At 55.0% G+C, this 12,522-nt stretch carries 13 protein-coding genes; 5 read left to right on the forward strand and 8 right to left on the reverse strand.

Translation table 11 applies throughout. The annotated features are described in order from the left end of the window. Positions 1 to 229: 229 nt before the first annotated feature. Positions 230 to 1,123 carry a DMT family transporter gene (locus CO251_RS04380; protein ID WP_158246175.1) on the reverse strand — a complete coding sequence of 298 codons (894 nt, stop codon included), beginning with the start codon at positions 1,121 to 1,123 and terminating at the stop codon, positions 230 to 232. A gap of 474 nt (positions 1,124 to 1,597) precedes the next feature. Here CO251_RS04380 and CO251_RS04385 point away from each other — a divergent pair, with 474 nt between their 5' ends. Then, a complete protein-coding gene (locus tag CO251_RS04385; RefSeq protein WP_103374595.1) occupies positions 1,598 to 2,272 on the forward strand; it encodes a hypothetical protein in 675 nt (224 codons plus the stop codon). Positions 2,273 to 2,356: 84 nt separating this feature from the next. Here CO251_RS04385 and CO251_RS17595 read toward each other — a convergent pair whose 3' ends face one another. Beyond that, positions 2,357 to 2,560, reverse strand: coding sequence for a hypothetical protein (locus CO251_RS17595; RefSeq protein ID WP_207654614.1), 204 nt, complete (start codon positions 2,558 to 2,560; stop codon positions 2,357 to 2,359). A gap of 190 nt (positions 2,561 to 2,750) precedes the next feature. On the opposite strand from CO251_RS17595, the gene CO251_RS04395 reads away from it, so the two are divergent. The 4 genes from CO251_RS04395 to CO251_RS18015 all read left to right on the forward strand — a co-directional run bounded on the left by CO251_RS04395 (position 2,751) and on the right by CO251_RS18015 (position 5,297). Beyond that, on the forward strand, positions 2,751 to 3,272 hold the full coding sequence (locus tag CO251_RS04395; RefSeq protein ID WP_369825229.1) for a recombinase family protein: 522 nt from the start codon (positions 2,751 to 2,753) through the stop codon (positions 3,270 to 3,272). A gap of 177 nt (positions 3,273 to 3,449) precedes the next feature. Further along, the gene (locus CO251_RS04400) at positions 3,450 to 4,232 is read left to right on the forward strand and encodes an alpha/beta fold hydrolase (RefSeq protein ID WP_103374597.1); all 783 of its coding nucleotides are present in this window, start codon (positions 3,450 to 3,452) and stop codon (positions 4,230 to 4,232) included. Between the two features lie 512 nt (positions 4,233 to 4,744). After that, entirely contained in the window at positions 4,745 to 4,915 is a 171-nt protein-coding gene (locus CO251_RS18010; protein WP_369825227.1) for a transposase, read from the forward strand. 202 nt (positions 4,916 to 5,117) lie between these two features. Continuing rightward, positions 5,118 to 5,297: an integrase core domain-containing protein gene (locus tag CO251_RS18015; RefSeq protein ID WP_369825228.1), complete on the forward strand. Its 180-nt coding sequence runs from the start codon at positions 5,118 to 5,120 to the stop codon at positions 5,295 to 5,297. On the opposite strand, the gene CO251_RS17510 is transcribed toward CO251_RS18015, so the two are convergent. From CO251_RS17510 to CO251_RS04435, 6 genes are all read right to left on the reverse strand, one after another. After that, the gene (locus tag CO251_RS17510) at positions 5,209 to 5,469 is read right to left on the reverse strand and encodes a hypothetical protein (protein WP_173677067.1); all 261 of its coding nucleotides are present in this window, start codon (positions 5,467 to 5,469) and stop codon (positions 5,209 to 5,211) included. The two genes, CO251_RS18015 and CO251_RS17510, sit on opposite strands and share 89 nt — an antisense overlap. Before the next feature lie 587 nt (positions 5,470 to 6,056). Further along, entirely contained in the window at positions 6,057 to 7,121 is a 1,065-nt protein-coding gene (locus CO251_RS04415; protein ID WP_103374599.1) for a helix-turn-helix transcriptional regulator, read from the reverse strand. Then, the gene (locus tag CO251_RS04420; RefSeq protein WP_158246176.1) at positions 7,112 to 8,308 is read right to left on the reverse strand and encodes an ATP-grasp domain-containing protein; all 1,197 of its coding nucleotides are present in this window, start codon (positions 8,306 to 8,308) and stop codon (positions 7,112 to 7,114) included. The genes CO251_RS04415 and CO251_RS04420 overlap by 10 nt, the downstream gene beginning before the upstream one ends. 2 nt (positions 8,309 to 8,310) lie before the next feature. Further along, complete coding sequence (locus CO251_RS04425) at positions 8,311 to 9,543, reverse strand: ATP-grasp domain-containing protein (RefSeq protein WP_103374601.1); 1,233 nt, start codon at positions 9,541 to 9,543, stop codon at positions 8,311 to 8,313. Continuing rightward, positions 9,543 to 10,775, reverse strand: coding sequence for an MFS transporter (locus CO251_RS04430; RefSeq protein ID WP_146038982.1), 1,233 nt, complete (start codon positions 10,773 to 10,775; stop codon positions 9,543 to 9,545). The genes CO251_RS04425 and CO251_RS04430 overlap by 1 nt, the downstream gene beginning before the upstream one ends. Continuing rightward, positions 10,772 to 11,836 (reverse strand): low specificity L-threonine aldolase, encoded by a 1,065-nt coding sequence (locus CO251_RS04435; RefSeq protein ID WP_103374603.1) that lies wholly within the window; start codon positions 11,834 to 11,836, stop codon positions 10,772 to 10,774. Before CO251_RS04435 ends, CO251_RS04430 begins: the two co-directional genes overlap by 4 nt. Positions 11,837 to 12,522: the final 686 nt, after the last annotated feature.

Below are 12,522 nucleotides of genomic sequence, written 5' to 3' on the forward strand. Positions count from 1 at the left end.
TGTTAGGGCCCGAGATGGTCCGACGTCTTTGTCGGTGCCTCAGAGGAAGTGTGTTGACCCGTTCCCATGCCGCACACGGTCGTCCCCCACTCCCTCGCTGGTGGTACTGGATCCGCAGGGATCTGGGAGGCCCAGTCGTGCCGACAATTTTTTTAAAATCCCCTTCCTTCTCTCATTTGAAGGAGGGGGATTTGTTTATTTATGTAGCTTCTAGGCTCAGGTGTCGGGGTTAAAGGCTGTCATCGGCTAATAGCATGCTGCTGATAATGAGGAAACCTCCAAGTACTAATGACCATGTAAGGGGTTCGCCAAAAAAAAGGACCGCTATAATAGCAGCGAACACAGGTTCTAACGTAAAGATTAATGCCACATAGGATGCGGAGGTCTTTTGCTGATAGTGCGCTTGAGCCCAATAAGCAAAAGCGGTGCCGAAAAGTCCATTTAGAACCACGGCGAATATGACCATGGGATGCAGCCAACTTGATATGGGGCTCCAAGCTTGCGTGTGTAAAAACAGTGTGGTTATTAGGCTCAAAAGGGCCACTGTGATGATTTCCACGGTGGCGAGCGCAAGAGGATCAATACCTGGAGCCCATTTGTCGACATAGATAATTTGTAAAGCGATGAACACTGCGCATCCTACGGTATAGAGGGACCCCAGAGACCAATGACTGAGAAATGCTACACCATCTAAGAGGGCTAAACCCAACAGGGCCGTGAATACGGCGAACCATGTCCGTCTGGATGCGGAAAGGCCAAGGAGCGGAATGGCCAACAAGGGAACCAACACGACGTTTAGGCCTGTCAAAAAGGCCGATATGGCGGGCTCGATGCTTTGAAGGCCCAAAGTTTGCAGGGCATAGCTCAAAAATAAAAGTACGCCGAGTGCAAAACCCACCTTCAATACGTGGAAACTGACGAGTTTGTTCCGGCCACCGGGCCGGGCCAACGCCATCATAACCATCACGGTTGCCGCGAGTAGGAACCGGACCGCTAAATAAGGAAAGACGGCGACGATTGCTAGAGCGCCTTTCGTCAGACTAAATGTTATTCCCCACGCAATGGTGACTAAGAGGAGTATCAAATTTGCTAGGGTTCTTTGGGACATTGTGGTAATAGCCAATCCCTTCCTTGTTATCTCACATTTTGTGAGTATAACGCATCGACTAGATTTTGGGGGATCCCATAACCATAAAGGAGGAGCGGTGATTTTTTCGCTGGATGATGCCCTGCGCGCTTTGGTCCCTAATGACGGGGATACCTGGGTTCGCATTGCGGGTTGGGGCAAAACCGTGGATGTATGCACGCATCCTAGTCCCGAGGTTGAGGGTTACATGATATTGCTCAGATGTAAGGGTCCTATGCGCTATGGGACGCGTGCCAATGACCTATAGCATCAAAGTGCCGTTAGTCCCGTTCAGCGTGGACTGACAGCTTATGGTTCGGAGCATAGTGATAAAGGACGAGATCCCCGTCCACTTTGCCATGGGAATAGGGACCATTGGCCCATAGTGAAATCTTCATAACGTGTGATACAACAATATTAGATTGTTGTTGACCAAAGGCATGTATTGCGTAAGCGGAAAGAGGGATGACGATGACAGCCGGATTATTTGTTCTTGCGGCCCTTTTAGCATTGATATTTGCTGGCGCGTTAGTAAAGCGTTACCAGACGCACCACGCCCCATTTTACCTGTGGTGGACGATTTCTTTTGGCCTATACACGCTGGCCTATCTAGCCGAAGCGCTGACGGTGAATAGTCACTGGAATCTTCCTATTTATGATATCTACATCGTGGCGTCTGCGGGCCTTGTGGGATCGATGTCGGTTGGCACGGCGTTTCTGGCCTTTAAGAAAGGGCTGGCGAAGGCCTATGCGTGGTTTGTGTCGTTGTTGGGCATCGCCTTAATCATCGCAACAATTGCCACCCCTCCCGCTATTCATGGCTCGTGGCTCGCTTTGAATGGCGGGAAAGGTGGCATCATTGGCTTAACGCAACTGTTCTATGTGTTGATGGCATCGCTTGGTGGGACCATTGTCGTCCTTGGTGCCCTATGGTCGTGGTGGAAAACCCGGCGCTATTACAATCTTTTAATCGCAGCAGGAGCCCTCATTGCGAGTACGGGCGGTACGATGGCTTCACAGGGTGTGGGTCTCAGCATTCTGCCGGTGATGAATATTGTGGGGCTAGTATTGATTTTCCTCGGTTATATTTATTCACGGTCGTCTGCGCAGGGGCGGTTGTCTCGGCCCATGGCAAAGGGGGCATAGCGGCTTTAAAAACAAGGAGCCGTCAGATCGTGACGGCTCCTTGTTTGGTGCGCCCGGCATGGGCGTGTGCTAAGTCGGGCTTTATTAATCTTGCCCAGGGAAGGCGGCCATGATTTTTCGAATTTCGGGGCCATAAGACAACAAATCCAGGAGTCGGGCGGTGAAAAAGAGCATGCAAGAGATTACGTTCTGAAACGGGGTCGTGCAGATGATGCTCAGTTGCAGCGCATCTTCTTGCAAGGCCAGCGTTTGCTCGGCCGTCGACACGCGGGCGTATCCGATGAACATCAAATCCCTCCCTTCTAGTGTTGCAGAACTCAGGTCTCCTGTCTATTCTGAAACACGCTATTTTGCAACAGAGTTTTGCAACACCATCTATGCGATTTTCGAGGCTTGGAGATCGCGGGGACGAGACAGTGCAAAAACGGTCGTTTGTAGCACGTCGGTGATTACCGGCTAAGTCCACCTGCGTTTCCTCATAACTGCGCCTTTCTTAAGATCCGCACAAAAGGTGGGCTGTGAAAAAATCTTTAGGGATGTGATGTCCGGCAGCACCACTGAGCGCCCCGGTCTCTCCGAGGCCCTGGGCTATGCGCGATCGGGGGATGTTCTGATCGTCTGGAAACTCGATCGGCTGGGGCGGTCCTTGGCGCATCTGATTGAAGTCGTTCAGCAACTGCACACGGAGGGCATCGGATTCCGGAGTCTCCAAGAAAACATGGACACCACGACGTCCGGCGGCCAGCTCATTTTTCACATTTTCGGGGCCCTAGCTGAGTTTGAGCGCGCGCTGATTCGGGAGCGCACGCAGGCGAGGTTATCGGCCGCACGGGCCCGCGGACGGATAGGGGGCCGGCCCCCGCGATTGTCCGCCGACCAGATTCGGATGGCGCAGCGGCAGTTGCAAGATCCCGACCTGACGATGGCAGAGGTGGCCCAGGCTTTTCATGTGTCGCGGACCACGCTCTACCGGGCATTGAAAAAAACTGCACAGGGATGATGCCGAGGCCATCCCCATCCTACCCCAATCATCGTCGGTTAATCCGCGAACGGGGCTGAGTGTCTCGTAACGTTTAGCTTCCCACTGTCGAGTCGCTCATCTTGACACTAAGAGTGAGTCTTCGAGACTCGCGGGTTTTATGTCGAGTAATACATTCAGTTTTTGGGAGGGGTCGCCTTGCGAGACTTTCTATTGAAGGGGTCAAACTCAAGAATCCGGTATCATGATTTGCCAGGAGAGGACATTCCTATCCTATTCATTCACGGGTTAGGCTGTGCTGGGTCGTTTGACTACCCCGAGGTTGCCAGTCAATCACAGCTCGCACACCACCGACGTATCCTCGTCGATCTACTGGGTTCGGGTTTCAGTGATAAACCGAATGATTTCGGCTACACCATCTCTGACCACGCAGAATATCTGGTGGACTTTGTCTCGTCTCTTGATGTGGATCGATTCGTTCTCTTTGGTCACAGCCTTGGGGGAGCCGTGGCGCTGTCGTTTGCCGATCACTATCGGGATCGCATTGCGAGGATCATTTTAAGCGAAGCCAATTTAGACAGCGGTGGCGGCTCCACGAGCAAAGCGATTGCGGCCTATGCGGAGAAAGACTTTCTCGATCGCGGTTTTCAGGAGATTCTTGCGCAAAATCGACAGACCGGGAACGAAACGTGGGCCGCCAGTTGTGTAGTAACGTTTCCCTTGGCACTTTATCGCGCCGCTCAGTCCGTGATTGCGGGCCAGAGTCCCTCGTGGCGAGACATTCTCTATGCGTTAGACTGTCCTAAAACATTTATTTTTGGTGAAGACTCGTTGCCAGACCCAGACATGGAGGTGTTAAAGGACCACGGCATTCACATTGAAGTCGTGCCCAAGGCGGGTCATTCCATGGCGTGGGAGAATCCGAAAGGTTTGGCAGCCGCCATAAAGAATGGGATTGAGCTGGACTTACGAGAACCTTAAGTGTGCCCTAACTCGCTGTAGTAGGGAGGGGCAAGATCTGCCGCCCAGCATCCTCGAACGGGAAGCCGCATGGCACTGTGTAAAGGCTCTGGAAATGCGCGATCCGATCCCCGGCGCATTCCAAATGCTTCGATGAGTCGATCACTCTCGGGGGCATTAATTCCTCAGCTGAAGGGCAAGTGTGAGACAGATCGTCGTACGGCAGGGCACGTTGTCCTGACAGACTCTGTCTCCTTTTCTCCTGCCTCTGTTGCGACGGAGCCCGGAAGCACTTTCCAGAGGCACACACCGATAGAGCGCGAGCTGTATCGGTATGAACCGCCACTCCTGAGCTTAGTCGTCAACCGACTAATATTGAGCAGGAAATTCTTGGATGTTAGTCTAAATTGTGGACACCTCGCATGGAGACATGATGATACAATCATTCTCCATTGAGGTGAATCCGATGGCCAATCCATAGGATCGCGCGTTTAAAGAACAAGCGGTTCCACGCGTGTTGACCCAACAAAAAAGTGGCGCGTGAACTGGGCATTCCCCCTAAGACCTTATATGGTTGGGTTGCCGCGTATAAGGGCGATCCGGTGGAACCCTTTGTCGGGAGGGGGCCTCGGAAAGCGGAAGACCAAGCCCTGCGCGATTGGCCACGACGCATTCGGGATCTCGAAGAGGAGAATGCGATCTGAAAAACAGCGATGCGCCTCGTCACCCACGATCGGAAGTCATCGTTCCGGTCATTCATGAACACCGCTTCCCCGTCTCGATCAGAAGATGTGCCCGATTCTCGACATCTCGCGAAGCGGGTCTTAGGCCTGGTGCCATCGTCCACCCAGTCCCCGGGCGCAAGCCCGGGCCCGGCGGGAAGGGAATTGCTATGATAATGCCCTGATGGAATCCTGGCATAGCCTCCTGAAAAAGGAGCTCATTGACCTGACGAAATTTCGAAGCCGAGAGGAAGCCGAACGAGCAATCTTTGCCGCTATCGAGATTTTCTATAATCGGCAGCGCGTCCATAGCGCCCTAGATTATCAGACTCCACCCGAGGCTGAGGCGGCATATCCAGCGTGATCGGGATAATGTCTCCATTTTGGGTGTCCATTTTATTGACATAGGTCCAACCTTGATCCGCCGTGGGGAGCGGATTGAGCCCAGGAACATACTGGGAATGCGGGAGAACGCTATAGGCTTGATGCCGACGTCCGACGAGGGAGCCAGCGTGGTAGTCGTGACGATATGCCATGAACTCGCGGCCGCGTATTTCCCGGGAACGAGAAAGTCGGCGGCGATCCCCACAATGTGGAGCCACCGCCATTTTCGCTTTGGTGATGGCTTGTGAGGATTTTCTATGCGCCGTAATCCTCCACGGTTCGGAGAAAATGATGCCCCAACCGGTCACAGATCGTACACGGTTGCGTCAATAGCGATCAGACGAGCACAACCCAAGCTTTCCCCATGACCGGTCTAGCGTTTGGAATCCCGTCATGGTCATAGGGCGATCCCACGTGGCCTATTCCGGACCGTTCATATCTTCGCGCCCTTGCCTCTCTGGCTCTATGTAATCCCATCAAATTCTTCAACTATAGTGGAGAAAAAATCCAGAAAAAGTTCGTTGTGGGTTTAGTATAAAGAACCCAATTGTCCGGACGATTTTTCTACGGATTTTTAGGTCCGCTGCCGCGGATGTCGATGGCCAACGCCGAGTCGTTGTGAGCGGTATGGAGAGATCAAGGGCTTACCAGTTGCCCTCCCTATACTCCACACGAGGGGAATCAGCGTTGTGGCCGTGAGGTCTACGACCCGAAGTGCCCCCGACGACGGTTTTCCTGTTTACCAGGACGCGCCTCGTCCCGTGCTATGAATCCAACGCAGCAGGTCCGATGATAGGCTTTGCACTCCCTCTTCGGCAAGCGCAAACGTCACACCGAGATCGCGCCGCTGTTCGCGGATCAATCCCGCGTCCTTCAAGATGGCAAGATGGCGGGAGACCGTAGCTTGGGTTACATTGAGGGTGTGGGCCAGGTCGACCGCGCGCAAGTTAGGGTCCTGATGAATCAGCGCGAGAATCGCTAATCGCGTGTGTTCGCTCAGCGCACTGGTTCTTTTTAATATCCCGGTAAGAGAAGGCGTCGCCATCACGAGAGGGCCGTCAGAGTCCAAGAGTTGGGGTTGGGCATCAAAGACGACGGTCGCCGCGCCGAGTCCCCAGATAATAAAATATTTCAAGGACATATGGACGGAAGGAATTAAGGTGAGACGTCGAAGAATTGTCCCTGGCGGGAATTGAGGAGGCAACCGACGCCCTTTCAATAAATGCTCCACGACGATCTCCCAGTCAGTGGTTTCCAGATCCTTTTGCACCTGGGCCATGGCACGTTCCCACAGACTGGCCGCGGTGGTTAAATGAGGGCCGATCCACTCCCAATGTGCGCGCCATAACTGCACCAATTGTTCGCGGTACCGAAGGGGGTCGGCCGTGATTTGCTGCAATTCCTCCGTGAGATGGCCCCCCTGTTGCTCAAGACGGCGGCGGAGCTGTTCAATATCATATGCACCGAGCTGGGTGTGAAGGGATTCGACTTCGTCCACCGAAAGATAGCGTCCGAGAAGGTAATACAGAAACTTGGTGGGGGGCAGGTTGTGAATATACTCAAGAAATCCCTCAAAAGAATCATGGGTGGGGTAATCGATAGCCAATTCGGCGAGCTGTGCACCATAATCGAAGTGGGAATAAAAAAAGTCCAAGTGCTCATGGAGTGTGGAATCCTGAAGGTACGGCGGTTGTTCCGCGCTTGTCCCCAGGTAGACACTCCGCGCGCTCGCCATAACCTCAAACACGGTCGAGGTGGTGATGGTGATCTGAGGACTTTCCGTGGGTTGGGTGATTACGGCCATAAGGGCAGCTCCTTTACATCAAAATGCAGCGAATCTGTGAGGGTCTGCGACACGTGTTGGGCTTGGGCAACCGTGGTTCCGGTGCACAAGACATAGCCAACGCGGGAAAATGAATCCTGCAAAGGCCGGATGCGCTCCCCTATCATAACATCTATTTGCACGCGCACGGGCTTTTCCCCCGCGGACGGATGGCTCAAGAGCCCGTGCAAATATCCGGGGGGCAGCGTGAAGTACGTAATGACCGCGGCCTGCCGGTAATGCGGTGGGTGCCACGGCGGCCATTCCGCTAAACAGCTGGCAATGGCCAGGGCATATTGATCGTATCCGCTCGCTAATTGCACCAACTCGGGAATGTGATCGCCGCCGGGGCGGGTATGCGTTTCCACCACCACGGGACCGCGTTGGCGGTCCCAAATCACTTCGGTATGGCTAGCCCCCATGGTGACGTGGAGCTCCGACAAGGCTTCGCGCACCACCCCTTCGATAGCCGCTTGCTGGGAGGGGGTGATGGGCGCAGGGAACGCATGACCGACTTCAACGAAATGGCTATTCACCTGTTTCGCCGTCACTCCTAAGATGTAGTGAGAACCCTGATGGGTCACGGCCTCTACACTATACTCCGGACCATCGAGCAAGGGTTCGACGATCCACGCGGTATCCGGAGGCGCTTCCTGAGACCACTGATCAAATTGGTCTGACGACGTAATCGGATGAATCTGCTGGCTGCCAAATCCTTCGAGGGGTTTGATAAGGCTAGAGCCTATCCAGGCCCTCTGGCCGTACTGGGCCACAATGGCGCGGCGGGTCCCGGCCAGGTAAGGCAGCGCCAACCGCTTATTGCGCCGCAATTGTTCGCGCATCTGGGCTTTATTCCGGGTTGCCGCAATGACAGCTGGCGTATTGGTGGGGAGATGCCGGGCGAAAGAAATTGCGGCGGCGGGCCACAATCCTAATTCCGTAAAACTGACAATCGCCCGGGGGGAGCCCAGCACGTCTATCAATGCTTTCACTGCCGCGTGGATGGATTCCACGGTATGATCCACAGACGGCGCGATGATCTGGGTATTCTCCACCAGCTCTGCCGACAGGGTGTTCCCCGGCAACGTGACTAGGCCACACGCATACCCCAAGGTGCGGATGGCCCGAATTCCTTGCTCACTGGCTCCAATTAAGGCGATCCATTGCATCCCTATGCCTCCCATTCAAAGTGCAGTGCCGCCATCTGGTTTTCCGCGCTCAGTTCCGCGTCATAAAGGCTCTCCCCGCAGGTGATGACGTAACCGAGACGTTCATAGCTGTTGGTCGCGAGTCCCACAGTCAGGGGGAGCGCTCGGATGACCACGTCTGTCGGGTTGTGCGGGGTCCGCGCCGTGTTGTGGATAGCTCGGATGACTCCGGGGCGCGGGGGGACAATAAAGCGGATCGCGCAGGCACCGTGATAGACGACGGGATCCCCACACCGAGGCGTCTCCTCTCCCATGGCCCAACGCAGTTGTTGTTGCACCAGGTCGATACCGATCACACGGTGAATAAGGTCCGGGATGAGATCGCCACCTAACCGGGGATTAATCTCCATCAACATCGGTTCCTCGCCCCTCATGCGGAATTCCACATGGGCCGCACCTCCGCGCAAGCCGATCCCCGCAAGCCACGCGTCTAATTGCTGCACCACGCGCGTATGCAGCGCATCCGCGAAGACGTACGGGAATCCATGTCCCAATTCCACGAAATAGGGCGGACGCGATACGCGTTTCTGGGTAAGGCCCAGAAGATGCCATGCGCCTTGGTCCCAGATAAATTCTGCACTGTACTCGGGCCCCTCAATATACTCTTCCACAAGCCACTGAGCCGCCAGGTGATATCCCCGGACATTCACGGCTCGCTGGCGCAGTCGTTCGAGGGCCTGGCGAAATTCGACGGAAGTCCGGCACAGCGTGACGCCGACACTGCCGCTGTCGTCGACCGGTTTGACCACGCAAGGATAGCCGAAGGGAGACTCGTGGGGCATCGGCTGCGTCGAGGTCAATACCACATAGTGGGGCTGGTGGTGTCCTGCCTCCTGCAACCGTTTCCGCGTCAGATATTTATTGCGACACCGCTCTAATCCCGCGCGATTGACATGCGGCAGGCCGCGTTGAGCCGCCAATTCCGCCGCCTGCAGAAGATGGTAGTCGTCAAAGGCGATAATGCCCTGCACCGGCTCTCGCTGCCGCAAACAATGGTCCATAGCGGCGACATCGTACGTGTCGATGCGGATGATGTCGGCGGCGTAGCGGGCGATGTCATCCCATGCCTCGCCATAAAACGACGGGTCGCGTGTCAGAAAGAGGGGATGATATCCCAAGGAGTGGGCGACCTTTAGCGCGTAGACGCCATGACCGGTCGCATTCGTTTCAATTACGGCTAAGTGTTTCACATTCATTAAGCCTCCTCGTTGTTGTGTGGCGGAACAAAGGGATGCGCCATACTGCGGCGGCCTAGGATCCCCAGCACTCCTGCCGCGCCTAAAGCGCCGAGTCCTCCCAGGATCATAGGCGACGGACCCTGCGGGACGGACATCACCGCCAAGCCCGTCCCCGCGCCGAGGGACTCGGCAAGGCCCCAAAAAAGTCCCGAGTACGCAAAGGCTCCGGAGGTGGTAAGGGATTCCCGCAGCGTCACCACCAGCACATCGTAATAGGGACTCCAAATCATCTCCGCCCCGGTGAACAGCACAATACCCGTAATGGCCCCGTACGCGCCCCATATCGGGGTCAGGTTCAAACTCATGAGTCCGGCGCCTAGAAGACATTGGGAGGCTATGAGCAGTCCCCACGGCGGGCCTGCGGTGAGACTGCCGCGCCCCTGCACATAATGTGCCACGACTCGTTGCAATCCGATCACTCCCAGAGCATTGACAGCAAACAAGAGGCCGACGAAACGCTCGGAAAGATGACCGTGGATATAGGTGGGGAATACGATAAATAGTTGGGCATACGCAAACCACGTGAGAGACCCTGCGAGGAGAAATAAGACGAACCGCACAGGAAGGCGGCGCGGGAAACCCGTCATGGACGGGGACGGTCGCTGCGAATCGGCGACGTGGGGCCCGTCGCTCGAATGGGGCATGAATGCCGCGAGGGCGACGGTGATAAGCAGACTTCCGGCGGCGCACATGATTAACAGACGGGAACGCCCAATAATTAACCATCCGCCGACCAGCGGCCCAAAGAAGGCCCCGAAGTTGGCCGCCCAATTTAGCGCCGCGTAGGCCCGAGGCAGTAGTGCGTCGACCACCGCGTTCGCCAGCCATGTCTTCATGGACAGCGTGCCCGCGGCAAACGCGATGCCGAGTATGGCCGCAGCGATAAGCCATTCAATAAAAAATGGAAACAGAAACCAATCAATCGCCAACAAACACATGGCGCCTACGATATAAGCGGCCATGAGGACCCCTTTTCCCCCCCACCGCTGGATGGGTGCGAGCATCACAATTGCTCCGGACCGCGTAAAGAACACGGCTACCCCGACAATAATCCCAATCTTCCAGGCATTCGTGGTCGTGAACTGTTCGCTGAAAAAAAGACCCAAATACGGGAACACCATATAATAGGCAACACTGCTCATGCTGCGAATACCGATAAACCCCCGCGGTGGAACCGACGGTGCTCTCACGTGGCTAACACCTGCCTGGTTCCAAATTGACGGCCGACCCGGGAGAGCACGTCGGCCGCTACATCCACATCCTGCCGCCCAATACCGAGATGGGTGACCGCGCGCACCACCGACTTCGACCACGGAAACAATAAGATCCCTTGTTTTTTGGATTCCTCGACGAAGGCCGTGGCAGGGAGCCCGAGTTTCTGCGTATCAAACATCACAATGTTCGTGGCGGGTAGCCCGTAGGGCAAGTCAAGTCCGGGAATATTCTGGATCTTTGTGGCGAGGATTTTTGCCTGATCGTGATCTTCCGCTAACCGGTCAACATGATGATCTAAGGCATACAGCGCGGCAGCCGCGAAGATTCCCGATTGGTGTAGGGCACCCCCGTACCATTTCCGGAATGTCTTAGCGCGTTCCGCAAAGACGCGATCTCCCATGAGTATCGAACCGGTTGGAGCGCCCAACCCTTTTGAGAAGCACACGGTAAGAGAATCCGCAACCGATCCATAGGCCTGTGATGATAGATACGTCGCGATCATGGCATTAAATAATCTGGCACCATCTACGTGTACGCGGAGATGATGCTCGTGAGAAAAAGCCCGAATGGTTTTTAAGTTTGCGTAGGGGAAGATCATGCCGGAGTAAGCGTTGATGGTGTTTTCCATTGCGATAAGCGTAGGCTTAGCATAAGAGGAGCCACGCGGTTTGGCCTCGAGTGCCTCTTGAATATCAACCACTGTCAACAGGCCGTTAGTAGTATAATGCGGGTTCAAGACGACCTTGGCCAGATCTGCCGTTTGTGCACTTTCGAAAAAAGCGATGGGGTAATTCGGATGAAGGATGACTTCATCCCCCGGTTGTGTGGATGCTCTCAAAGCGATTTGATTACTCATCGTGCCGGAAGGCATGAAGACCGCTTCGTCTTGCGCAAACAGGTTTGCACATCGGCGTTTCAGTAATGTCACGGTCCGATCTTCGCCGTAGCAGTCGTCTCCCACCTCAGCATTCCACATGGCGTGACGCATATCCCGGGTGGGGTGGGTTAAGGTGTCGCTCCGCCGATCGATGACCATTTCTATCCCTCCCGTGATGTATGTTATATACGTAATTAGCTAATTTCAATATACGGTATGCAATGATGCCGCGTCAAGACATCCCCTCCGGCCCGGTGACCGGGACCTTGACCCGACATATCAAACGCTAGCAGCAGTTTTTACAGGGACAAATCCAGCGGATACCAGGCTCGAATCAGCGCTGAGAGGGAGAGCGCTAGATCGCGATGGGGTGCACAATATTAAGAACCCGATCAAACGCGGACCCGATGAGGACACTACTCACGGTGCCCTTGCCGTGCTCGAAAGCGTTGCCATGCCTGTTAGTCCCCGCGGAAAGCGACATCCGCTGTTGTGGATGTATATGGCCAAATAAAAACGGCTCTTACAGCGTTGGTCGAACCATGGTGTACTTTGTCACGCGGTACCTACTGCGTGATGGTGTTTGTTTGTTGTCACCCCGATGCCGCCGTATTCGGCGGCGGGCCCGACGGGGACCGTACAAAAGGCCAGGCCCTACCCGCCCTCCGCCATGTGCTCCGACGGAGGAGGGGGTGATGCGCTAGGACGCCGCGTTTGTATATGGCCAAATAGAAATGGCTCTCCGGCACTTTTGCTGATCAGGAGGAATTTGGCGGTTGATGGTCGAAGAAGAGGACATGCTTCCAACCCCCTTGACAAGGAGAGAACATGTCCCATGCATATTT

The organism is Sulfobacillus sp. hq2, from assembly GCF_002903155.1.
GTDB lineage: Bacteria > Bacillota > Sulfobacillia > Sulfobacillales > Sulfobacillaceae > Sulfobacillus > Sulfobacillus thermotolerans.